Raw genomic sequence first — 21,576 nt, forward strand, 5'->3', positions numbered from 1 at the left:
CGGCGGGCCCGGACGGTTCTCGCCCGCCCGGGCCGTTCAGCGGTTTGTGCCCCCAGGCTGGCAGCCGTACCTGACACCTCCTGTCAGGTACGGCGACAATGACTGCCATGCGCGCCGACCGGCTCCTCTCCCTGCTCCTGCTGCTGCAGAACCGCGGCCGGATGACCGCGCCCGAGCTCGCCGCCGAGCTGGAGGTGTCCGTCCGTACCGTCTACCGCGATGCCGAGGCCCTCGGCGCCTCCGGAGTCCCCGTCCTCGCAGACCGGGGTCCGGCGGGCGGGTTCCGGCTGGCGGACGGCTACCGCACCCGCCTCACCGGCCTCACCGACGCCCAGGCCGGCTCCCTCTTCCTCGCCGGAGTACCCGGCCCCGCGCGGGAACTCGGCCTCGGCGCCGAGCTGGCCGCCGCCCAGCTGAAGCTCCAGGCCGCCCTCCCCGCCGCGCTCGCCGGGCGGGCGAGGCTGATCCAGGACCGATTCCACCTCGACGCGCCCGCCTGGTTCCGCGACGCCGACCCCGTCCCGCACCTCGCGCGGATCGCCGAAGCCGTCTGGGACCAGCGGGTCCTGCACACCCACTACCGCCGCTGGGGCGGCGAGGTGCACCGCGAACTGCATCCGCTCGGCCTCGTCCTCAAAGGCGGCATCTGGTACCTAGTGGCCCGGGCCGGGCATTCCGAGCACGCCGAGCACGCCGAGAATGCCGTGAACTCAGAGGCCCCCGCGGCCCCCGCGGCCTCCGTCCGGACGTACCGGGTCTCCCGGTTCCTGGCGGTGGACACCTCGGCCGACGCCTTCGAGCGGCCCGCCGGCTTCGAACTCGCCGCGTACTGGCAGGAGTCCACCCGTCGCCTGGACGCCGTGCTCCACCAGCAGACCGCCGAGCTGCGCCTCTCTCCCCGCGGGCAGCGGCTGCTGCCGATGCAGTTCGGCGCGGCGGGCGTACGGGCGCTCGCGGACGCCGGTCCGGCCGACGCGGAGGGCTGGGTACGGATCCGGCTCCCGGTGGAGTCCGAAGCCGTCGCGGTCGGCGACCTGCTCCGGCTGGGCAGGGAGGCCGAGGTCCTCGGCCCGCCCGCGCTGCGCTCGGCCGTCGCCGGCACGGTCGAGGCGCTCGCCGCCCGCTACCGCTGACACCGGCCGCCTCACCCCGAGCCGAGGCCGCCGCGGCCGTCGGACTGCCAGCGGATCTCGCCGTCCTGGCGGTGCGGGGTCGCGCGCAGGCCGCAGGCCGCGGCGACCGCCGCCGAGGCGGCGTGGTCCGGGTGCACGTGCGCGACGAGGGTGCCGATCGGGAGCTCCGTCAGCCAGGCGGCGAGCGCCCGGCCGGCCTCCGCGGCGAAACCCCGGCCCTGCCATGCGGTGCCGACGGTCCACGCCAGCTCGGCCCGGTCACGGCCGGGGGTGATCGTGGCCTGGACGGTGCCGACCAGCCTTCCCTGCTCGCGCAGCCGCAGTACCCAGTTGGCCCATACGACCTCGGGGTCGGGGGAGCCGGCCGCCAGCCGCTCGTAGCGGGCGCGGAGCCCGTCGGGCGACAGCGGTGCGCCGCCGATGAAGTCATGCAGGGCGGGGTCGGCCAGTACGAGGGCCATCTCGTCGGCGTGCGCGGGGCTCAGCGGGAGCAGGTCGAGGCGCCGGGTGGCGAGTGCGACGGGCCGGATCGCGGGACGGCGGACCTTGGCGGCCGCGCCCGGGCGGGGGACGCCGTCCACGGCCAGGCAGATGCCGAACACCCGGTCGCGGCCGGTCCAGCCGTTGACGTGGCCCTGGTTGTTGCTGATCTGCACGCGCCGGCGGGGCGCGTCCACCGCCGACACCAGGTGCAGGTACACCGCGCCGCTGACACGGGCCAGGACGATGTCGCCGACCTCGACCAGCGCCGGGTCGGCCGGCGCGATGCGAATTCTCCCCCAGACTCCGTCCAGGGGTACCCCCAGCCGGCTGTGGATCAGGGGCGCCATGGATCCGCCGGCCGGCCGGAAGTCCACGGTCTCGCCGCGGCCGATTCGGTCCGCCAGCGCTTCGAGCATGCTCATCGGGCGAGTCTCGCCGTGCGGGACGGTGACGGCCACCGGATTTCGTCAGCGCGGGGGCTCCACCTCCAGGAAGCGGCGCCCGCGGGCGCCCCGGTACAGCAGGCACACCCAACCCAGCCGTTCCAGCACGGCCGCACAGGCCTTCAGCCGTTCCTGTTCCTCGCCGGCCGCGCCGCCGCCCCGGGGACCGGTCCAGGTCACCTCCGCCCGCCCGGGCTCCGCTCCGGCGGCCACGCGGTAGCCCGTCCGCGTACGCAGTCCCCGCGCGTCCAGCGCCGACGGTGTGATCCCCGCCGCCTCCAGTACGAGGGCCACCGCGTGCGGCAGCCGGCGGACCTCCCACGGGGCGGGAACCGCCGTGCCCGCCGGGCCGTTGACCAGCCGACGGATCTGGAGCAGCCCCTCGTACGCCGTGTGTACCTCCGCCGCCCGCCGGGCAGCCGATGCCCCGGACACGTCCGGCGCGTCAGAGCCGTCGCCGGTCGCGGCCTCGAAGCCCTGCCCGGATGCCTCCATCACCCACCACCCCCGCCCGCCCGTCTGAGTACCTGGCGCCCAACAGCCTGAGTATCCGCCCCGATTCCCCGCCGCGCCGCCGCTGGTCGAATGAGGCCATGACCTCCGAGGCCCCGCGCAGCGCCACGCTCCGCCCGCGCATGCAGCACGTGACCACCGCCGGCACCGCCCTGGCCGTGGCCCTGGTCCCGCTCGTCGTCGGCGTCCTGTTCGCCAAGGCGATGGCAGCCGACCCGATGACCCCGGTCAACGCCCTGATCGCGAGCGGCGGCCAGCGGGCCGCCCTGCCCCGGGGGGAGTGGCGGCGCCGCGGCCGCACCACCGTGCACCGGCTGCGCACCGCCCGCCGGGACACGGCCAGGCGCTGCGCCCACATCCGCGGCCGCAGCGCCTGAGGCGTCAGCAGGCCGGGTCGAGGGGCTCCTGGAGTTCGGTGACCCACTGGTCGGGGTCCTGCGGGCAGGCGAGGGTCAGCTCGCGCGCGTACCCCGACGAGCGGTGGCCGTGCGCGTCGATCCACCGCGCCAGGGCCTGGGCCGTCGGCAGCACCCCGTCCATCGAGCCCCGGTGCACCACGGTCGCCGCCCGCTCCACAGCCGGCAGCGTGACGATCCGTACCCCGCCCCCGAGGTCCTCGGCGCGGACCGACGCCGCCACCGGCAGCCCGGCGTGGACCAGGACCGCGGCGGCGGGCTCCACGCCGGGCGCGTCCTCGTAGTAGGCGAGGCCGGGACCGGTCGGAACCACCCCGGCCTCCTCGACGCGGCGGCACAGCTCCTCGTACAGCGGGCCGATGACCGGACTGATGTCCTGCGGCTCGTAGCTCCCCGCGATCCCGGACAGCTCGGCGAGCCGGACGGACGGGAGACTCTTCACGACGATGTCGTCGACAGGCATGGAACCCTCGCTCTCGATGGTCCGGAGCCTCGCCTCGACCTGGACCAGCCGGGCCGCCGCGGCGGCCATGGCGGTCTCCAGTTCCGCCTGGCGCAGCCGCAGCATGCCGCGCATCTCCTCCGTACCCACCCGCTCGTCGAGGATCGTCCCCACCTGGTCGAGGCTGAAGCCGAGTTCCTTGAGCGCGATGACACGGTTGAGGCGGGCGAGCTGCCCGGCCTCGTAGAAGCGGTAGCCGGTGAAGGGGTCTACACGGGCCGGGCGCAGCAGTCCGAGGGCGTCGTAGTGACGCAGCATGCGGACCGACACCCGGCCGTGCTTGGCGAAGTCTCCGATGGTGAACATGACGCCTTCCAGTGCAGGCCCTGACACAGGGGGAGGGTCAAGCCTCGCACCGTGGTGGTCAGCGACCGTACTGGCGTAGGCACAGATCGACGATGGAGGGCGGGACGGTGCCCTCCGCGGCCGCGCACAGCTCGTCCATGCGCGGTGGCCGGCCCGGCCCCCGCCGCGGATGGGGAACCGTGGGCTTGGCGGCGTGCTGCCGTCCGGTGGACGGTCGGGAGGCCTTGGCCCGTGGCCGCGCCGCCGACGGGGCCGGGTCCGGGGCCGGATCGGGGGCCGGGTCGGGACTCGGGCCGGTGCCGTCCGCTGCGGCCGCGGGCAGCTCCCCGAGGGGCAGTGGCACGGGCGGCGGCACGTCAGGCGCGTCGGCTGGCGGTACGGAACCGCGCGCGGGAACCGGAGCCGACTGCTGCGGGCCGACGGAGACACAGCCGGCGCTCGCGAGGAGCGCGAGGAGGGAGAGGGGCACGGCCCGGCGTAACTGCATCGGACCACCTTGCCGTACGCCCCGCCCTGCCGGGGCCACGCCTCACGCGTCCGGGTGACGGCGGCCGTGAAGCGGAACCGATCCTGCCCGGCACGGTCCGGCGGCCGGGCCGGGAATTACCGGGGTGGGCGGGGAATTGGAACGGCAGTGCGGGCAATGGGGGAGGCGCGACCCCCGGCGCCCCGCGCTGCCGTGTCCTGCCCGCCGATCAGCCCGTACGGAGTACGCCACATGACCGCAGCCGCCGCGCCCGGCAACCCCGCGCCGACCCCCGAATCCGGTCGGTGCCCCGATCCATCCGCTCCACCCGCTCCCGGCACCGGGAGCGGGCCCGTCTGGAAGGGCTGGGCGGCCGTCTGCGCCGTCGCGCTCGGGATCTTCTGCCTGATCACCTCCGAGCTGCTGCCCGTCGGGCTGCTCACATCCGTCGGCGCCGATCTCGGGGTGTCCGACGGGACCGCCGGGCTGATGGTCACCGTGCCCGGGCTGGTCGCCGGATTCTGCGCGCCGCTCGTCACCGTCGGCGCCGGCCGCCGGGACCGGCGGCTCGTGCTCTGCGTGCTCATCGCCCTGATGGCCGCCGCCAACCTCGCCGCCGCACTCGCCCAGGACTTCGCCCTCGTCCTCGCGGCCCGCCTGCTCGTCGGCGTGAGCGTCGGCGGCTTCTGGGCCATCGCCGGCGGGCTCGCCGCACGGCTGGTCCCCGCGCACCACGTCGCGCGGGCCACCGCGCTCGTCTTCGGGGGCGTCCCCACCGCCTCCGTGCTCGGCGTCCCCGCAGGGACCCTGCTGGGCGAACTCGGCGGCTGGCGCACCGCCTTCGCGGCGGTCGGCGCGCTCGGCCTCGCCACCCTGGCCGCCCTGCTCCTGCTGTTGCCCCCGCTGCCGCCGAGCCGCCCCATCGCCTTCCCGGAACTGCCCGCCCTGCTCCGCGAGAACTCGGGAGTCCGGGCGGGAGTCGTCGTCACCTTCCTCGTGGTGACCGGACAGTTCGCCGCCTACACCTTCGTACGGCCGATCCTGCAGGACGTCTCCGGCATCGACGCCCGGTACGTCAGCACCCTCCTGCTCGGTTACGGCGTCGCGGGCGTCGCGGGCAACTTCCTGGCCGGGGCGCGCGACGCCCATCGCACGCTGCTCACGGTCAGCGCCTGCCTCACCGTGATCCTCGCGTCGATCGCCGTTCTGCCGGGAGCGGTCGCCGGGACCACCCTGCTGCTCGCCTGGGGGCTGGTGTACGGAGGGGTCTCGGTGAGCCTGCAGAGCTGGATGATCAAGGCGGCTCCGGCCGCGGCCGAGGCGGCCTCCTCGCTCATGGTCGCCATGTTCAACCTGGCCATAGCCGCGGGCGCGCTGCTCGGCGGCCTCGCGGTCGACGGCATCGCGGCCCAGGCCGCCCCGCTCGGCGGAGCCGCCCTGATGCTCCTGGCCGCGGGTACCGTCTGGGTCACGTCGGTCCGTCGCCGGGATAGCGGACCGAAGGGACAGTTCGGACATCAGGCTTGACCCGGGGTGCGCACAGGGGACAGAGTGCGCCCGATCAAGAACCACCGCATGAGCTGCACTCGGAGACTCCAGGATGTCCATATCGGTCCGCTCTTCGCTCCACCCGGCCACGACCGGTGGTTCTCCCGCGCTCGGTGCACGCGGTGCCGCACGGCGCTCCAGAGACTGACCGGCAACCGTGTCCCACCACCCCGACGAGAGCGGACTCGTCCCCGGCGACAGCCTGTTCACGCACCCGTACGCGGTGCCCTCGGACGGTCCGTCCGGGCCGACGGCTCCCGCCTGGCCGCAGAGCGGCCCCGCACCGCTGTCCTTTCACGGTTTCGAACCGCGAGAGGAGGCGACCGCCGCCCGCGACGCCGCCTCCGCCGTGCCCCGCTCACGCCGCGCGGCCGGGCGTGAGCGCGACGGTGGCCGCGGCAGCCGGCTCCCGGCGGCGGCCCTCACCCTGATCGCGCTCGGCCTGGCCGGTGGCCTGGTGTACCTGCTGAGCGGCCCCGACGAGGAGGAGCCCCCCGCGCGGGCCGAGGCGCCGCTCAGGCTGTCCCTGCCGGCGCTCCCGGCGCGGAGCCCGGACGGCAGCCCGTCGCCGGAGGTGTCCGTACGGTCCGTGAAGCCCTCGGCGTCCGCTTCGGCCCAGGCCTCGGCCTCGGCTTCCCAGGGCTCGCCGAAGCCGGGGCCGTCGGCGAGCGCCTCGGCCGGGCAGGCCTCGTACGGGACGCTGCGCATGGGGGACAGCGGTTCCGGGGTGCGCGCCCTGCAGGAGCGGCTGTTCGGGCAGGGGTTCACGTACGTCGCCACGACCGGTGTCTACGACAGCCAGACACGGCGCGGCGTCGCCCAGCTCCAGCGCGACCGGGACATCAAGGGCGACCAGCCCGGTGTCTACGGGCCCGCCACGCAGGCGGCGTTCCCCATCGGCGGCTGACCGTCCCGCGGTCGGCGGCACTTGGCGGCCCGGCAGGCTAACACCCCGATAAGCGCTGGACCAGCGGAAATGGCGGGAGGGAAAGTGGGCGTCGGCCGCAGCCGCGTCCATCACCACCGCCACGTCCGAGGAGTCCGCCCATGTCGACCTTGCGAGTCACCGTCGAGGAGCTGACCGTCCACGAGCACCCGAACGCCGACGCGTTGGAGCTGGCCCAGGTGGGCCTGTACCGAGCCGTCGTCGCCAAGGGCGCCTACCGCACGGGTGAGTTCGCCCTGTACATACCGGAGCAGGCCGTCCTGCCGCCCGGCCTGATCGAGGAGCTCGGCCTGACCGGGAGGCTGGCCGGAAGCTCCGCCGACCGGGTCAAGGCGGTCCGGCTGCGCGGCGAGCTCTCGCAGGGGCTGGTGTGCCGGCCGAGCGCGCTCGCCGACGTCGATCTGGTGCTGGCGGCCAAGGAGGGCACGGACTTCGCGGAGTTGCTCGGCATCACCAAATGGGCGCCGCCCGTGCCGACGACGATGAACGGCGACGTCGAGTCCGCCCCGGACCTGATGCCGTGGGTGGACATCGAGAACCTCCAGCGCTATCCGCACCTCTTCGAGCCCGGCGAGCCGGTCGTCCTCACGGAGAAACTGCACGGCACCGCCTGCCTGTTCACGTACGTCGTCGAGGGCGAGCGGGCCGTGGTCTCCTCCAAGGGATACGGCTCGAAGGGGCTCGCGCTGAGCGAGGACGAGCGCAACGTCTACTGGCGGGCCGTCCGCGGGCACGGCGTGCCGGCCGTCGCGGCCGCACTGGCCGCCCGGCTCGGCGCGAGCCGGGTCGGGATCTTCGCAGAGGTGTACGGCGCGGGCGTGCAGGACCTCGGCTACGGGACGGATGCGCGCACCGCCGGCGATCCGCCCGGATACGCCGTCTTCGACGTGTCCGCGGAGATCGACGGGCAGGTGCGGTGGCTGGACCCGGCTGCCGTGCTGCCGGAGGGCGAGCTGCCGCTGGTGCCGCGGCTGTACGAGGGGCCGTACGACCTCGACACCGTGCTGGAGCTGGCGAGCGGCCGCGAGACCGTGTCCGGGCGGGGGCTGCACCTGCGCGAGGGGGTCGTGATCCGGCCGGCGGTGGAGCGGTACAGCCCGGTGGTGGGCGGACGCGCCATCGGCAAGGCGGTGAGCCCGGCGTACCTGACCCGGAAGGGCGGTACGGAGTACGAGTGACCGCCGGGGCCGGTCCGGCCGGCCCCGGCCCCGTCGCTCACGGCTTTCGGTCCTCCAGGGCCGTGCGCCGGCCCGGCGGTTCGGTGTGGGGGGCCGGGGCAGCGCGGCGGCCGCCCGTCGCGAAGAACGCCGAGAGGGGGAGGGTGGCCGCGCCGACCGTGACGGCGTCCGGGCCGAGGGAACCCAGGCCCACGGTGACCCGGCCCGCCGGATGGCGCAGGGAGTACCGCGTCGCGTGCTCCCGTACCGCCGCCAGGATGTGGGGGCCCAGCATCAGGCCCGCCCAGCCGCCGATCAGGATCCGCTCCGGACGGAACAGGTTGATCAGGTCCGACAGCCCCGCGCCCAGGTACTCCGCGGTCTCGTCCAGGACGTCCCGTGCCACCGGGTCCCCCGAACCGGCCGCCGCCAGCAGGGCCGACAGGGCCTCCTCCTCGTCCACGCAGTCCACCGGGCCCCCGCCGCGCTCGGCCCAGCGGGCCAGCAGGGATTCGGCTCCCGTGTACGCCTCAAGGCAGCCCAGCGCCCCGCACCGGCAGCGCCGGCCGCGTACGGAGACCGTCAGGTGGCCCCACTCCAGCGGGGTCCCCTGCGTCGTCCCGCCGTCCGTCGAGCCGTCGGTGATCAGGCTCGCGCCGACGCCCGAGCCGAAGAGCACGACCACCGCGTCCCTGGCCCCGCGCCCCGCGCCGAACCACATCTCCGCCTGGCCGAGGGTCCGCGCGCCGTTGTCGATGATGTACGGGACCTCCGGCGGCAGGGCTCCGGTGGCGCGCAGCAGCTCCTCCAGCGGGACCGCGTCCCAGCCGATGGTCTGGCCGTGCACCACGGCTCCGCCCGGCGCCTCGCGGTCCACGATGCCCGGCACTCCGACGCCCACGCCCAGCAGCCGCTCCGTACCGACACCGGCTTCGGCGAGCACGGTGGCGATGCCCTGCTCGATGTGGTCGACGATCGGGCCGACGTCATAGCAGCCGCGCGGCAGCAACGGGAGTTCGGTGCGGGCCAGTTCGGTCAGGGCCAGGTCGAACAGTTCGACACGGACCCGGGTTTCGCCGACATCGACGCCGATCATGTGGGCGCTGCCGGGCGCCACGCGCAGCAGGGTGCGGGGCCGGCCGCCGTCCGAGTCGACCACGCCGGCCTCCTCCAGCAGCCCGTCCGCGACGAGTTCGCCGACGACGTTGCTGACGGATCCGGAGCTCAGCCCGGTGGCGGGCCCGAGTTCCTGGCGGCTCATCGGCCCGCCGAAGTACAGCCGTTGGAGAACGGCGCTCCGGTTGCCCCGCCGCAGGTCCCGCACCGTTCGTCCGCTACGCCCCGTGGTCATCCGGCCCCTTCCGCAGTGACATCGCTCGCAACATACCCTTGCGCGACCTCTTGACGCGACCCTTTCACGAGGCTTAACTCACGTCCTAAATTAAGGCCTGGACGGAGCGCCCGCGTCGGCCTTTCCGTTGCCCGCGAGCCTCGCCGAAAGGGGCCGAGCCGCCATGCGCAGAACCAGAGCCGCCGCCGCAGCCGCCGTCACCGTCGCCCTCCTCACCGCCACCGCCTGCGGCGGCGGATCCGCGGACAGCGGCGCCGGATCCAACACCGCCCCGGAGGAGCTCACCTACTGGGCGTCGAACCAGGGCCCGGACATCGCGGCGGACCAGGCCACGCTCGGTCCCGAGCTGAAGAAGTTCGAGCAGCGGACCGGCATCAAGGTGAAGCTCGAAGTCGTCCCGTGGTCCGACCTGCTCAATCGGATCCTCGCCGCCACCGCCTCCGGGCAGGGCCCGGACGTCCTCAACATCGGCAACACCTGGTCATCCTCCCTCCAGGCGACCGGCGCCCTGCTGCCCTGGGACGCCGGGAACTTCGAGGCGATCGGCGGCAAGGACCGCTTCGTCGAGTCCGCGATCGGCTCCGGCGGGGCCGCCGGCAAGGACCCGGCCGCCGTCCCCCTCTACTCGATGTCGTACGCGCTCTACTACAACAAGAAGATGTTCCGGGAGGCGGGCATCGAGAAACCCCCGGCCACCTGGGACGAGATGGCCGCCACCGGCCGGAGGCTGTCCAAGGACGGCAAATGGGCGCTGGGGGCCGAGGGCTCGAACCTCTCCAACAACATCCACCAGGCCTTCGTGCTCTCCAGGCAGCACGGTGCCGAGTTCTTCGACGCCGCCGGCAAGCCCTCCTTCGACACCCCCGCCAACGTCGAGGCCGTCAAGCAGTACGTCGACCTGATGGCCAAGGACAAGATCATCGCGCCCGGCAACGCCGAGTACGACAAGAACCAGTCGCTCCAGGACTTCGCCGGCGGCAAGACCGCCATGGTCCTGTGGCAGAGCGCCGCCAGCAGCTTCAAGGCACACGGCATGAAGGAGGGCGACTGGGGTGTGGCCCCCGTCCCCGTCCCCGCAGGCGGCACCCCCGGTACCGGCAGGAACACCAACTCCATGGTCGCGGGCATCAACCTGGCCGTCTTCAAGAACACCGACAACATCGACGGCGCCCTGAAATTCGTGAAGTTCATGACCGGCGACGAGGAGCAGAAGATCCTCAACAAGGCCTACGGCTCCATCCCGCCGGTCAAGGCCGCCCAGAGCGACCCGGCCTTCGCCGCCGAAGACCTCACCGTGCTCCGCGACACCCTCGCCACCAGCGCCGCCCCGCTCCCGCAGGTCCCCGAGGAGTCGCAGTTCGAGACCACCGTCGGCACCGCGATCAAGGAGCTCTTCGCCGACGCCGCGGCCGGCCGCGCCGTGACCGCCGAATCGGTCAAGGCGAAGCTCACCAAGGCCCAGCAGCAGATGCCGAACTGAGCCCCGCCAGATGACCTCCGTGCCCACCGCGAAGCCACCCGGCACCGGGCCCGACGCCGCAGCCGACGTCCGGTCCGGGGCCGACGCCGCCGGGCGGCCGCGCCGCGCCGCCGCCCGCGTACGCCGTACGGGACGACTGCGCCCCACCGGCCGACTGCGCCGTACCGCCCTGCCCTACCTCCTGCTCCTGCCCGCCCTCCTCCTCGAACTGCTCATCCACCTCGTCCCGATGGTGACGGGCATCGTGATGAGCTTCCGGGAGCTCACCCAGTTCTTCATCCGGGACTGGTCCCGAGCCCCTTGGACGGGCCTGCGCAACTACGAACTCGCCGTCGACGTCAACCGCCCCGTCGGTGAGGCCCTCCTCGGCTCCTTCCTCACCACCTGCCTGTTCACCCTGCTCTCCGTGGGCCTGTGCTGGCTGCTCGGAACCGCCGCCGCCGTGTTCACGCAAGGCAGCTTCCGCGGCCGCGGCTTCCTGCGGGCACTCTTCCTCGTCCCGTACGCCCTGCCCGTCTACGCGGCCGTCATCACCTGGGTGTTCATGTTCCAGCGGGACAACGGCCTGGTGAACCACGTCCTCCACGACCAGCTCGGCCTCGGCGGCGCCGAGCACACCTTCTGGCTCATCGGCGACAACAGCTTCTGGGCCCTGCTGACCGTCTCGGTGTGGAAGGGCTGGCCGTTCGCCTTCCTCGTCGTGACGGCCGCCCTCCAGAACATCCCGGGCGACCTCTACGAGGCCGCGGCCCTGGACGGCGCCGGCGTCTGGCAGCAGATCCGCCGGATCACCCTGCCCTCGCTCGGCGCGGTCAACCAGGTACTGGTCCTGGTGCTGTTCCTGTGGACCTTCAACGACTTCAACACGCCGTTCGTCCTGTTCGGCAAGGCGGCGCCCGAGGCCGCCGACCTGATCTCCGTCCACATCTACCAGTCGTCCTTCGTCACCTGGAACTTCGGCACCGGCTCGGCCATGTCCGTCCTCCTGCTCCTCTTCCTCCTCCTGGTCACCGCCGGGTACCTGCTCGTCACCACACGCGGACGGAGGAACGACGATGCCCGCTAGGCCCCGCGGTCCGCTCGACCCGCCCCTGTCCTTCCGGGTCGTCCGGGCCGTCTTCCTGACCCTGCTCGCCGGTTTCGTGCTGCTGCCCGTCTACGTGATGGTCACCAGCTCGCTCAAGCCGCTGGCGGACGTGGCGGGCCGGTTCCGCTGGATCCCGGGCGGGCTCACCGTCCGCCCCTACATCGACATCTGGCACACCGTCCCGCTCGCCAAGTACTTCCTGAACTCCCTGATCGTGGCCGGGGCCGCCACCGTCTGCTCCGTGGTCATCGCCGTCTTCGCGGCGTACGCCGTCAGCCGCTACCGGTTCCGCGGCAAGCGCCTGTTCACCGTCGCCGTGCTGTCCACCCAGATGTTCCCGGGGATCCTCTTCCTCCTCCCGCTGTTCCTGATCTTCGTGAACATCGGCAACAGCACCGGGGTGGCGCTCTACGGCTCCCGGGGCGGGCTCATCCTCGCCTACCTCACCTTCTCGCTGCCCTTCTCCATCTGGATGCTCATCGGGTACTTCGACTCGGTGCCCCGCGACCTCGACGAGGCGGCCACGGTCGACGGCTGCGGCCCGATCGGCGCGCTGCTGCGGGTCGTGCTCCCCGCCGCCGTGCCCGGGATCGTCGCCGTCGCCGTGTACGCCTTCATGACCGCGTGGGGCGAAGTGCTCTTCGCGTCCGTCATGACGAACGACACCACCCGCACCCTCGCCGTCGGACTGCAGGGCTACTCCACGCAGAACGACGTGTACTGGAACCAGATCATGGCCGCCTCGCTCGTCGTCAGCATCCCCGTCGTCGCCGGATTCCTGCTGCTGCAGAAGTACCTGGTGGCCGGACTCACGGCAGGAGCCGTCAAATGACCCTTTCCGAAAGCCTCCCCGCCGCCGACCGCGCCCTCGACCTCGCCGCCCTGCCCCGCGACTTCGCCTGGGGCACCGCGACCTCCGCCTACCAGATCGAGGGCGCGGTCGACGAGGACGGCCGGTCCCCCTCCATCTGGGACACCTTCACCCGCGTCCCGGGCGCCGTCGACGGCGGCCACACCGGCGACACGGCCTGCGACCACTACCACCGCTGGCGCGGCGACATCGGCCTCATGCGGCAGCTCGGCACCAACGCCTACCGGCTCTCCGTCGCCTGGCCGCGCGTCGTGCCCGGGGGAGACGGCCCCGCCAACTCCAAGGGCCTCGACTTCTACGACCGGCTGATCGACGCACTGCTCGCCGCCGGCATCGAACCCAACGTGACCCTCTACCACTGGGACCTGCCCCAGGTCCTCCAGGACCGCGGGGGCTGGCCCGAGCGCGCCACCGCCGAGCACTTCGCCGCGTACGCCGGTCTCGTCGCCGGACGGCTCGGCGACCGCGTCACCCAATGGGCCACCCTGAACGAGCCGCTGTGCTCGGCGTGGATCGGCCACCTGGAGGGCAGGATGGCCCCCGGCCTGACCGATCTCACCGCGGCCGTCCGCGCCTCCTACCACCTGCTGCTCGGCCACGGCCTCGCCACCCAGGCCGTCCGCGCGGCCGCCCCCGGAGCGCGGATCGGCATCGTCAACAACCTCTCCACCGTCGAACCGGCCACCGGCAGCGAGGCCGACCACGCCGCCGCCCGCCGCGTGGACGGCCACGTCAACCGCTGGTGGCTCGACCCCGTCCACGGCCGCGGTTTCCCCGCGGACATGCGCGAGGTCTACTGCGTGGACCTCCCCGAACGTCCCGGCGACCCCGCCGCCATCGCCGCCCCCCTCGACTGGACCGGCCTCAACTACTACTTCCCGCAGGTCGTCACCGACGATCCGGCAGGCCCCGCACCCTTCGCCCGCCAGATCGAGCGGCCCGGCGTCCCGCGCACCGCCATGGACTGGGAGGTCGACGCCGACGGCCTGGAGTCGCTGATCATGCGCCTGTACGAGGAGTACGGGGCCCAGCGTGTCCACATCACGGAGAACGGCTCCTCGTACCCCGACACCGTGGCCCCCGACGGCCGCGTCCACGACCCCGAACGCACCGCCTACCTCACCGCCCACCTGGCCGCCTGCGCCCGCGCGGCCCGCCGCGGCGCACCGGTGGCCGGCTACTACGCCTGGTCGCTGCTGGACAACTTCGAATGGGCCTACGGCTACGACAAGCGCTTCGGCCTGGTCCACGTCGACTACGCCACCCAGCGCCGCACGGTGAAGTCCAGCGGCCGCCGGTACGCCGAGATCATCGCCGCGCACCGCGCCCGCTGACGCTTCGCCGCACCGCGCCCGCCCTGCTTCTCGGGGCGGGCGCCGCGTGCGTGGTGGGATGGGCCCGGGGCGGGTCCAGCAGCTCACGGAGAGGTCGGGTAGATGGCGCAGGACAACACCATGCGAGCGATTGCCTATGAGACGTACGGCGGGACGGAGGTGCTCACCGAGACCCGGCTGCCCCTGCCGAAGGTCGCTCCGGGCGAGGTCCTCGTCCGGGTGAAGTACGCCGGTGTCAACCCCGTCGACTGGAAGGTCATGGCGGGCGGGCTCGACGGCCTGATGGACGTCGTGTATCCGGTGGTTCCCTGCTGGGACGTATCCGGCACCGTCGAGCGGGTCGGACCGGACACCCCCGAGTTCGCCGAGGGCGACGAGGTCATGGCCAACGCCCGTAAGGACTACGTGCACGGCGGGACCTGTGCCGAGTTCGTCACCGTGCCCGCACGGTCCCTCGCGCACAAGCCCGCCTCGCTCGGCTGGGCCGAGGCCGCCGGGCTCCCGCTCGCCGGCCAGACCGCCTACCAGGTGCTCACCCGGCTCGGCACCGGCAAGGGCGACACCGTCCTCATCCACGGCGCCGCCGGCGGCGTCGGCTCCCTCGGCGTCCAGATCGCCCGCGCGCTCGGGGCCCGGGTCATCGGCACCGCCTCCCCCCGCAACCACGACCGCGTCCGATCGCTCGGAGCCGAGCCCGTCGAGTACGGCGACGGACTCGCGGGCCGGGTGCTCGAACTGGCCCCCGAAGGAGTCACGGTCGTCGCCGACTTCGTGGGCGGGGTCCTCGCCGTCACCCGCGAAGTGCTGCACGACGAGGGCCGCCACGCCTCCATCGCCGACCCCACCGTCACGGGCTCGGGCGGCGAGTGGATGTGGGTCCGCCCGGTCGGCAGCGACCTGGAGGCACTGGGCCGCCTCGCGGACAGCGGACAGCTCACGGTGCCCGTCGCGCGGACCTTCCCGCTGTCCGAGCTGGCCGCGGCCTTCGAGCTGAGCCAGGGCGGCCACACCTCGGGCAAGATCGTCATCGAGCTCTGAACGTGAACGCCCGCTACGGGCCGACCGCCGGGCCCGGGCCCTGCCGAACCAGGTCCGGCACCTCGCCGCAGGCCGCCCACGTGACCTCGACGCCGGGCAGGCCGCGCGACCACGGCGCGGCCACGGCGGCGAGCTCCGCCGCGTCCGGCGGGGTGGCGCCGAGCCCGATCGCGTAGCGGGCCAGGCCCGGGCCCGTCCCGAAGGGATGCGGCCAGGCGTGCGCGTCGGCGGTCCCGGCCTCCTCCAGGGCGCCGAGCAGCGCCCGCATCCGGCCGCGTACCCGGCCCAGGACCGACTCGAACTCCCGTTCGTCGGGCGCCCGTACGGTAACCACCGCCCAGGCGGCGTGCCGCCGGTGCAGCGGCGGCGCCGCCAGGACCTCGCCGAAGGCCCCGGGATCCGTGTCCAGCAGCTCCCAGGCCCGGTACAGCTCCCGGACGAGCAGATCGCGCAGGCCCGGTCCCACCTGGGCCGTACAACTGCGGACCGGCTCGGAGGGGGTCAGGACCGTCACCGGGCCGGGACCCGGCGGCGAGGGCGCCAGGCCGACCGGCTCCCGCCAGTCCCACGCCGCCCACATGCCGAAGAACTCCCGCAGCAGGGCCTCGGGCGGTACCGGCCCGGCCGCGCTCACGGTGCGCGCGGCGAGCACCGCCCAGGCGAGGCCGGGCAGCGCCCCGAACGGCGCCGAGTCCAGACCCCGCGCCCTGGCCCAGGCCTTGACCTCCCGCGCCAGCCGGGTGAAGGCGTCGGACTCCCCGCGCACGAAGTCCCGTACGGCATCCGCGTCGCTCAGCGCGCTGAGCGCGACGGCCGGCGCCTCGCCCAGCTCCGACCGCCGAGCGAGCGCCTGCCCCGGTTCCACCGCGCCACAGCCGACCACCACCAGGTCCACATCCAGCGTCCCCAGCCGGAACCGCAGGCCCGGCACCCGCGCACCGGTCACCTCCCGCATCCGTTCGGCCTCGGGCAGCGCCGCTTCGACCCGTCGCCGCACCTCCGCGACATCGGGCGAGCCCGGCAGCGCCGCCACCAGGTCCAGGTCCGCGTGCGCGAGCTCGCAGCGCATGCGGCGCGATCCGGCCACCCGCAGCAGCCCGGGGCCGATCGCGTCGGCCACCCGATCGGCCGTGGCCATGGCGAACCGGGCGCCGACCGGCTCGGTGACGGGTCCGGTGACGGCTTCGCCGACCGGCTCCGCGGCCTCCGGCGCCACCCACCGCACCTCGCCGGTTCCCAGCGCCACCGTCGCCCGGACCCGCATCGGCCCGTCCCCGCGCCGCGACAGCACCGCCAGTTCCCCGACGCGCGCCGACGCTCCGCCGCCGAGCCGGGCGGTGAACTCCCGGGCCGCCCGCTGCGGATCCCGGCTGCGGCCCAGGGTCAGGTGCGGGGTGTACTCCCCGGTGCGCCCCAGGCACCCCGGGAACCGCCGCGCCAGCGCCCCGCGCAGCTCCTGCCACGGCTCGTCGCCGGCCGCCGCCGGATCCAGCCAGAGCGTGGCGTCCTCCCGGTGCCCGAAGCTGTGCACCCCCTCCAGCCGTGCCGTGAACGCGGGTGTCGCCGCCGCCACTTCGGCCAGCAGCGGCACGGCCTCCTCGAACGAGGACTCGGGTACGAAGCCGAAGAGCAGGTTGACGTGTGCGGGCCAGCGGTCGGCCTGCGGGTCGTACGCCCTGCGCAGCGCGTCCGCCGCCTCCGGGAGGCGGGGCGGCAGCCACGCCACCGCCGTACGCGCTGTCGCCGGTACGTCGAGCCGCGCGGGCCCGGCACCCGGTGCCCCCCACTCCACCGTCGCCTCCACCCCGTAGTGGTCGGAGACGAACAGGCCGTCCCGGTCCGGGGCGTGGCCGCGCAGCGCCGCCCGGGTCACCCGCGCCGGCCCGGAGGCCCTCAGCAGGATCCGGTCCAGCCGCGCCGCCCGCCCGGACAGCGAGCCCACCGCCGCCAGGGGATTGGCCACCGGATCGAACGTGGGCGTACCGTCGCCGGCCCCGTGCACGTCGGTCCAGGCATCCCGCATGCCCAGCGTGGCCGCGGGTCCCTCGGCTCCGGAGCGGCCGTCGTTGAAGTCGCCCAGCAGCGCCACCGGGGCCTCCAGGCCGCCCAGCCCCTCCGCCAGCCGTGTCAGTTCGGCGGCCCGCCGTACGTCTCCGTTCTCGGTGTGATCGCTGGTCAGGTGGGTCGCGGCGACGACCAGGGGGCCGCCCGCGACGTCCACCGTGACCGCGGTGACCGCCTTGTGCGGTCCGAGCCGGTGCAGTCCCGCCTCCCGTACCGGCAGCCTGCTCAGCACCAGCAGCCCGTACTCGGCGACGTCGCGGCCGCCCGGATCCGCGGCGAGCGTGTACCGCTCCCGCACCCAGTCCTCGGCCAGCAGCATGCCGAGCAGTGCGGGCTCGACCTCCTGGAGCGCGATGACATCGGCATCGGCGGCCGAAAGATCGGCCAGCAGCAGCGGCCTGCGCCGAGCGGTGGCGATGAGCGGGGCGTCGTACCGGTCCCAGAGGGTGTTCCAGGTCAGCAGCCGTACCGCGGTCGCGGCCCCCGTCCCGCCGTGGGGAGGAGCCTGTGCCGGCCGCCAGCCGCCGCCGTCCGCCGGATCCCACGCGTACGGGGTCCGGGCGGTGAAGAACGGCGCCCGCAGCAGGCGCGGATCACGCACCCGCCCTGCGGCGGTGGCGTCGATCCGGTCCACTCCCGTGGCCCGGTCCCACACCAGTTCGCCGTCCGCCTCGACGAACAGCACGCGGTGCCAGGGGATGTCGCCGCCGGGCACGAAGGACGGCAGCGGCACGCGCTTCGGGGCGGCTCCGCGCTGGAGCAGCCCGAGGACGAACCGCGCCGGATCGAACCGGGGGTCCCAGCGGACCTGGTGGTAGAGCTCCTCGCTGGTACGCATCAGTGCTCCCCGCCCGCCGCGGCGCCCAGGCCGCCCGCCGTGTCCTCGACGCCGCCGCCCGCGCCGATGTACCAGGTCCGGTGCGCCTGACCGGGGTACGGCGGGCTGAACCGGTGCAGCTGCGAGTCCAGCACCCCTGGCGGCACCGGGTCCGTGCGCACGGCGTTGCGCCGTACCAGCTCCTCCTCGTCGACCAGCACGACGGCGTGGGTGACCAGCGCGTCGCGGCGGCGCGCGACCGAACCGGCCAGTCCCCGCTGCTGGTCGGTGAGGGAGGTGGCGTCCCACACGACCGTGCCCCCGCGGGCCAGAGCGGCGTCGAGGAGGTCGAGCCCCTCGCTCAGCACCTCCGTGTTGGCCCGCTGGTCCGCACGGGAACCCCGGGCGGTGCGCAGGTCGTCGAGACTGATGTAGGTGTCCACCCCGGGCAGGGCGCGTCCGAAGGTGCTCTTGCCGCTGCCCGAGGGGCCGCACAACTGCACCAGCCGGGGGAACGTTCCGTCGCGCCAGCGCCAGGTGGCCGCGACCGCCTCCTCCGCCGTGCCGATCCGGCCCAGCGCGAACGCGCGCCGCGCCTCGGCCCAGCAGCGGTCGGCCGCGTCCGCGTCGAGCGCACCGAGGGGTTCCCGCAGCGCGGTGCGCAAGGCTCCGAGCGGGTCGGGGTCGAGCAGCCCCGCCTCCTCGGCGCACAGCGCGGACCATTCCACGTACTCACGGGCCTGCGCGTCCCCGGCCGTCGCTCCCGCCAGCGCGTGCAGCACGCCCAGATCGGCGGCGGCGGCCATCCGGACCAGCCCGGCCCGCCGCTCCGTGTCGGGGAACGGCCGCTGGAGGTACGGGTACAGCCCGAGCAGGTCCGACACCCGCCGAGCGGGCCCCATCCCGAGCGGTCCCGCCGCGAGCCGCGCCGCGACCCGGCCCCGCGGCGCGCGGTGCAGCACGGCGGCCAGTACCCCGGCCAGCCGGGCGTCGCCGGTCCGCCCCGATCCGTCCGTCCGCGCGGCGACCTCGGCCACGGCATCGGCGACGGCATCGGCGACGGATCCGGTCCCGGCATCGGTCCCGGGATCGGTTCCGGAGACATCGCCGGCCTCGGCGGCGCCGGACGCCCAGGGCGCACCCGTCACCCCGGCCGCCGTCAGCAGCTCCGCCGCGTCGGCCTGCGCACCCGACCGGACCGCCCACAACGGGGCGGCCGGGCCGAGCCCGTTCGGTACGACCGGTGCGAACATCCAGTGCGTGTCCGTCTGCACGTGCCCGCCGCGCACCCACTTGGCCACGCACCGCCCGAAATCCTGGTACGCGAAGCCGTCCACGGTCCGAACGACGTACCCCTCCTGCCGTGCGGTGTCCAGCTTCAGCCTGCGCAGCGCACGCTCGTCGAAGACGCCCCGCCACAGCACGCGCGGAGCGGGAACTCCCAGACCGCGCAGGAAACGTACGGTCCCGTCCCAGTCCAGGCAGTGCTCCCCGTCCCACACCGAGAACCCGTAGAACCAGCTGTCCAGGTCCTCGTACGCGAGCGAATGCCGGGCGTACAGGTTCTCCCCGCACACCCGCCAGCCGGCCGGGATGCCCGCGCCGATCCGCCCCTGGAGGCCCTTGACCCACGCCCGCGAGGGGTGGTGGGCCGAGTCGAGCGAACGCGCGTGCAGGCCGTCCGCGTACAGGGTGGTGTTCTCCCCGTCGAGCTTCTCGGTCACCACGACCTCGCGGCCGGCCAGCCCCGCCCATGCCCCCGGCCCCGTCACCCGGACATCGTCCGCGCTCGCCCCGGGAGACCAGGGCAGATGGGGCGTACGGGGGTAGTGCGTGCGCATGGTCTGCTCCTGCTCGACGACGTGGTGCCCCGTCACTGTAGGTATCCGGAGCAGCCCCCATCCATCGAATAACGGCCCGCCCGCGCCGGGCGGCCCGCTCAGGGGCGGCGGCCGGACCAGGCCACCAGCCGGTCGAGGGCGGACGCGTCCGCGGCCACGGGGACGACCTCGCCGTACGGGATACGGCCGCCGCGGGTTTCGGCGGGCAGTGCCCGGCGTACCACCTCGACCAGCCGCTCCAGCAGGCCGGTGTCCCAGTCCGGCCGCTGTCCGGTGGCGGTGGCGAGGTCCCAGGTGTGCAGGGTCAGTTCGTTGGTGTACACGGCCGCCGCGACCACGCCCGGCTTGACCCCCATCGGCAGGCGCAGGTCGCGACCCAGCACCGCCGGGTCCGCCCACACCCGCGCCACCTCGCGGGCGGCCGGCTCCCAGGCGGCCGCCCACTCACCGTCCGCGAGCTCGTCGGCGAAGGACGGGACGCTGAAGGGGTCCTCACCACGCCCGATCACCGCGATCCGCCGCAGCACGCCGACGAGGTGGCTCGACAGGCGCCGGACGTCGAACTCGGTGCAGGGCGTCGGAAGGTCGTACTGGTCCGGCCGGACGGCGGCCAGGGTACGCCCGGCGAGGGCGACGGCAGCCGCCAGATCCGGACGTGTGTCGGCGCCGGGGGAGGAGGACGGGGCGGAAGGGGCGGACAGGGCGGTGGTGAACTGCTCGGTTTCGGTCATGACCTCATCCTGGCGGGCAAAGTGGCCACCTTCTGGCCAGTTTTCCGGGGAGAATCGTGTCCATGCGAAACGACTCCCATGAAGGCTGACCGGCTGGTGGCGGCCCTGCTGTTCCTCCAGGCGCGCGGGCGCGTCACCGTCCCCGAAGTGGCCGAGGAACTCGACGTCTCGGAGCGGACGGCACGGCGCGACCTGGAGGCACTGGCCGCCGCCGGGATCCCCGTCTATTCGCAGCGCGGCCGGGGCGGTGGCTGGTCCCTGGTCGGCGGCGCCCGCACCGACCTCACCGGCCTGACCGCCGACGAGATCCGGGCGCTGTTCCTCGTCGCCGGCCCCCAGGCCACCACCCCCGAACTGCGCACCGCGCTGCGCAAACTGGTCCAGGCCCTGCCGGCCACGCTCCGCGGCGGCGCCGAGGCCGCCTCGCGGGCCACCGCCGTCGACGGCACGGACTGGTCGCGCACTCCCGTCACCGCCGACGTCCCGTACCGCTCGGCCCTCCAGCGGGCCGTGGTGGACGGCACCCGGATCCGCCTCGGGTACGCGGGCGCCGGCAAACCGGCCGCCGTCCGCACCGCCGACCCGCTCGGACTCGTGACCAAGGCAGGAGTCGAGTACCTCGTGGCCGGTACGGAGGAAGGGCTGCGCACCTTCCGGCTCAGCCGGGTCACCTCGGTCGAGCCGACCGGCGAACCCGCCCACCGGCCACCGGACTTCGACCTCGCCACGGCCTGGCGGGAACTGGCGGGGGCCATGGAGGACAGGCTGTACGCGGTGACCGCCCGGGCCCGGGTCGAACCCGGCGCGGTGGCACTGCTGGCACGGCTCTCCGGCGGCCGGCTGCGCGTCGGTGGCACGCTGCCCGACGGCTGGACGGAGGCCTGGGTCGACGGCCCGGCGCCGAGGGCGCTGGCCGCGCACCTGTCCGGACTGGGAGCCCGGATCGAAGTGCTCGATCCGCCGGACGTACGGGAGTGGCTGGCCCGGCTGGGTGCCGAACTCGCCGGGCTCTACGGACCGCCCCCGGACGACGGGCCGGCGTGACGCAC

19 protein-coding genes are annotated in these 21,576 nt (G+C 74.3%); 11 read left to right on the plus strand and 8 right to left on the minus strand.

The genetic code is table 11. The annotated features are described in order from the left end of the window. Positions 1-107: 107 nt before the first annotated feature. Positions 108-1,133 carry a helix-turn-helix transcriptional regulator gene (locus tag ACFYOB_RS09085; RefSeq protein WP_388556657.1) on the plus strand — a complete coding sequence of 342 codons (1,026 nt, stop codon included), beginning with the start codon at positions 108-110 and terminating at the stop codon, positions 1,131-1,133. Positions 1,134-1,144: 11 nt separating this feature from the next. Here ACFYOB_RS09085 and ACFYOB_RS09090 read toward each other — a convergent pair whose 3' ends face one another. Both ACFYOB_RS09090 and ACFYOB_RS09095 read right to left on the minus strand, forming a co-directional pair. Next, positions 1,145-1,663 (minus strand): GNAT family N-acetyltransferase, encoded by a 519-nt coding sequence (locus ACFYOB_RS09090; RefSeq protein WP_388556805.1) that lies wholly within the window; start codon positions 1,661-1,663, stop codon positions 1,145-1,147. Positions 1,664-2,083: 420 nt separating this feature from the next. Next, on the minus strand, positions 2,084-2,554 hold the full coding sequence (locus ACFYOB_RS09095) for a hypothetical protein (RefSeq protein WP_388556660.1): 471 nt from the start codon (positions 2,552-2,554) through the stop codon (positions 2,084-2,086). A 98-nt stretch (positions 2,555-2,652) separates the two neighbouring features. On the opposite strand from ACFYOB_RS09095, the gene ACFYOB_RS09100 reads away from it, so the two are divergent. After that, positions 2,653-2,949: a hypothetical protein gene (locus tag ACFYOB_RS09100; protein ID WP_388556663.1), complete on the plus strand. Its 297-nt coding sequence runs from the start codon at positions 2,653-2,655 to the stop codon at positions 2,947-2,949. Positions 2,950-2,953: 4 nt separating this feature from the next. Here the strand turns inward: ACFYOB_RS09100 and ACFYOB_RS09105 are convergent, their stop codons facing one another. Both ACFYOB_RS09105 and ACFYOB_RS09110 read right to left on the minus strand, forming a co-directional pair. Next, on the minus strand, positions 2,954-3,796 hold the full coding sequence (locus tag ACFYOB_RS09105) for a MerR family transcriptional regulator (protein ID WP_388556665.1): 843 nt from the start codon (positions 3,794-3,796) through the stop codon (positions 2,954-2,956). Positions 3,797-3,854: 58 nt separating this feature from the next. Continuing rightward, positions 3,855-4,283 carry a hypothetical protein gene (locus ACFYOB_RS09110; protein WP_388556668.1) on the minus strand — a complete coding sequence of 143 codons (429 nt, stop codon included), beginning with the start codon at positions 4,281-4,283 and terminating at the stop codon, positions 3,855-3,857. A gap of 231 nt (positions 4,284-4,514) precedes the next feature. Here ACFYOB_RS09110 and ACFYOB_RS09115 point away from each other — a divergent pair, with 231 nt between their 5' ends. The 3 genes from ACFYOB_RS09115 (at position 4,515) to ACFYOB_RS09125 (ending at position 7,934) form a co-directional block, all read left to right on the plus strand. Next, complete coding sequence (locus ACFYOB_RS09115; RefSeq protein WP_388556670.1) at positions 4,515-5,789, plus strand: MFS transporter; 1,275 nt, start codon at positions 4,515-4,517, stop codon at positions 5,787-5,789. Between the two features lie 178 nt (positions 5,790-5,967). Next, a complete protein-coding gene (locus ACFYOB_RS09120) occupies positions 5,968-6,717 on the plus strand; it encodes a peptidoglycan-binding protein (protein ID WP_388556673.1) in 750 nt (249 codons plus the stop codon). Between the two features lie 140 nt (positions 6,718-6,857). Beyond that, entirely contained in the window at positions 6,858-7,934 is a 1,077-nt protein-coding gene (locus ACFYOB_RS09125) for an RNA ligase (ATP) (protein WP_388556676.1), read from the plus strand. Between the two features lie 37 nt (positions 7,935-7,971). Here the strand turns inward: ACFYOB_RS09125 and ACFYOB_RS09130 are convergent, their stop codons facing one another. After that, positions 7,972-9,264 carry an ROK family protein gene (locus ACFYOB_RS09130; protein ID WP_388556678.1) on the minus strand — a complete coding sequence of 431 codons (1,293 nt, stop codon included), beginning with the start codon at positions 9,262-9,264 and terminating at the stop codon, positions 7,972-7,974. A 163-nt stretch (positions 9,265-9,427) separates the two neighbouring features. Here ACFYOB_RS09130 and ACFYOB_RS09135 point away from each other — a divergent pair, with 163 nt between their 5' ends. The 5 genes from ACFYOB_RS09135 to ACFYOB_RS09155 all read left to right on the plus strand — a co-directional run bounded on the left by ACFYOB_RS09135 (position 9,428) and on the right by ACFYOB_RS09155 (position 15,074). Next, positions 9,428-10,744 (plus strand): ABC transporter substrate-binding protein, encoded by a 1,317-nt coding sequence (locus tag ACFYOB_RS09135; RefSeq protein WP_388556681.1) that lies wholly within the window; start codon positions 9,428-9,430, stop codon positions 10,742-10,744. 10 nt (positions 10,745-10,754) lie between these two features. Continuing rightward, positions 10,755-11,810 (plus strand): carbohydrate ABC transporter permease, encoded by a 1,056-nt coding sequence (locus ACFYOB_RS09140; protein ID WP_388556683.1) that lies wholly within the window; start codon positions 10,755-10,757, stop codon positions 11,808-11,810. After that, the gene (locus ACFYOB_RS09145) at positions 11,800-12,663 is read left to right on the plus strand and encodes a carbohydrate ABC transporter permease (RefSeq protein ID WP_388556686.1); all 864 of its coding nucleotides are present in this window, start codon (positions 11,800-11,802) and stop codon (positions 12,661-12,663) included. Before ACFYOB_RS09140 ends, ACFYOB_RS09145 begins: the two co-directional genes overlap by 11 nt. After that, positions 12,660-14,036, plus strand: coding sequence for a GH1 family beta-glucosidase (locus ACFYOB_RS09150; RefSeq protein ID WP_388556689.1), 1,377 nt, complete (start codon positions 12,660-12,662; stop codon positions 14,034-14,036). Before ACFYOB_RS09145 ends, ACFYOB_RS09150 begins: the two co-directional genes overlap by 4 nt. A 120-nt stretch (positions 14,037-14,156) precedes the next feature. Beyond that, positions 14,157-15,074 carry an NADP-dependent oxidoreductase gene (locus tag ACFYOB_RS09155; RefSeq protein WP_388556692.1) on the plus strand — a complete coding sequence of 306 codons (918 nt, stop codon included), beginning with the start codon at positions 14,157-14,159 and terminating at the stop codon, positions 15,072-15,074. Between the two features lie 13 nt (positions 15,075-15,087). Here the strand turns inward: ACFYOB_RS09155 and ACFYOB_RS09160 are convergent, their stop codons facing one another. The 3 genes from ACFYOB_RS09160 to ACFYOB_RS09170 form a co-directional block, all read right to left on the minus strand. Further along, a complete protein-coding gene (locus ACFYOB_RS09160; protein ID WP_388556696.1) occupies positions 15,088-17,976 on the minus strand; it encodes a poly(A) polymerase in 2,889 nt (962 codons plus the stop codon). Continuing rightward, positions 17,976-19,796 carry an RNA ligase family protein gene (locus ACFYOB_RS09165; protein ID WP_388556699.1) on the minus strand — a complete coding sequence of 607 codons (1,821 nt, stop codon included), beginning with the start codon at positions 19,794-19,796 and terminating at the stop codon, positions 17,976-17,978. Before ACFYOB_RS09165 ends, ACFYOB_RS09160 begins: the two co-directional genes overlap by 1 nt. Positions 19,797-19,894: 98 nt before the next feature. Next, positions 19,895-20,527 carry a TIGR03086 family metal-binding protein gene (locus tag ACFYOB_RS09170; protein ID WP_388556702.1) on the minus strand — a complete coding sequence of 211 codons (633 nt, stop codon included), beginning with the start codon at positions 20,525-20,527 and terminating at the stop codon, positions 19,895-19,897. Between the two features lie 78 nt (positions 20,528-20,605). Between ACFYOB_RS09170 and ACFYOB_RS09175 the strand changes: the two genes are divergently transcribed. Further along, positions 20,606-21,571, plus strand: coding sequence for a helix-turn-helix transcriptional regulator (locus ACFYOB_RS09175; RefSeq protein WP_388556704.1), 966 nt, complete (start codon positions 20,606-20,608; stop codon positions 21,569-21,571). Positions 21,572-21,576 lie beyond the last annotated feature (5 nt).

Source organism: Streptomyces sp. NPDC006463 (assembly GCF_042870715.1).
In the GTDB taxonomy this organism is placed as follows: domain Bacteria; phylum Actinomycetota; class Actinomycetes; order Streptomycetales; family Streptomycetaceae; genus Streptomyces.

What these genes read in the sequence shown, in the direction of transcription:
- ACFYOB_RS09085 (WP_388556657.1), top strand. Translation starts at nt 108, where the DNA reads ATGCGCGCCGACCGGCTCCTCTCCCTGCTCCTGCTGCTGCAGAACCGC.
- ACFYOB_RS09095 (WP_388556660.1), bottom strand. Translation starts at nt 2,554, where the DNA reads ATGGAGGCATCCGGGCAGGGCTTCGAGGCCGCGACCGGCGACGGCTCT.
- ACFYOB_RS09100 (WP_388556663.1), top strand. Translation starts at nt 2,653, where the DNA reads ATGACCTCCGAGGCCCCGCGCAGCGCCACGCTCCGCCCGCGCATGCAG.
- ACFYOB_RS09105 (WP_388556665.1), bottom strand. Translation starts at nt 3,796, where the DNA reads ATGTTCACCATCGGAGACTTCGCCAAGCACGGCCGGGTGTCGGTCCGC.
- ACFYOB_RS09110 (WP_388556668.1), bottom strand. Translation starts at nt 4,283, where the DNA reads ATGCAGTTACGCCGGGCCGTGCCCCTCTCCCTCCTCGCGCTCCTCGCG.
- ACFYOB_RS09115 (WP_388556670.1), top strand. Translation starts at nt 4,515, where the DNA reads ATGACCGCAGCCGCCGCGCCCGGCAACCCCGCGCCGACCCCCGAATCC.
- ACFYOB_RS09125 (WP_388556676.1), top strand. Translation starts at nt 6,858, where the DNA reads ATGTCGACCTTGCGAGTCACCGTCGAGGAGCTGACCGTCCACGAGCAC.
- ACFYOB_RS09130 (WP_388556678.1), bottom strand. Translation starts at nt 9,264, where the DNA reads ATGACCACGGGGCGTAGCGGACGAACGGTGCGGGACCTGCGGCGGGGC.
- ACFYOB_RS09135 (WP_388556681.1), top strand. Translation starts at nt 9,428, where the DNA reads ATGCGCAGAACCAGAGCCGCCGCCGCAGCCGCCGTCACCGTCGCCCTC.
- ACFYOB_RS09140 (WP_388556683.1), top strand. Translation starts at nt 10,755, where the DNA reads ATGACCTCCGTGCCCACCGCGAAGCCACCCGGCACCGGGCCCGACGCC.
- ACFYOB_RS09145 (WP_388556686.1), top strand. Translation starts at nt 11,800, where the DNA reads ATGCCCGCTAGGCCCCGCGGTCCGCTCGACCCGCCCCTGTCCTTCCGG.
- ACFYOB_RS09150 (WP_388556689.1), top strand. Translation starts at nt 12,660, where the DNA reads ATGACCCTTTCCGAAAGCCTCCCCGCCGCCGACCGCGCCCTCGACCTC.
- ACFYOB_RS09155 (WP_388556692.1), top strand. Translation starts at nt 14,157, where the DNA reads ATGCGAGCGATTGCCTATGAGACGTACGGCGGGACGGAGGTGCTCACC.
- ACFYOB_RS09160 (WP_388556696.1), bottom strand. Translation starts at nt 17,976, where the DNA reads ATGCGTACCAGCGAGGAGCTCTACCACCAGGTCCGCTGGGACCCCCGG.
- ACFYOB_RS09165 (WP_388556699.1), bottom strand. Translation starts at nt 19,796, where the DNA reads ATGCGCACGCACTACCCCCGTACGCCCCATCTGCCCTGGTCTCCCGGG.
- ACFYOB_RS09170 (WP_388556702.1), bottom strand. Translation starts at nt 20,527, where the DNA reads ATGACCGAAACCGAGCAGTTCACCACCGCCCTGTCCGCCCCTTCCGCC.
- ACFYOB_RS09175 (WP_388556704.1), top strand. Translation starts at nt 20,606, where the DNA reads ATGAAGGCTGACCGGCTGGTGGCGGCCCTGCTGTTCCTCCAGGCGCGC.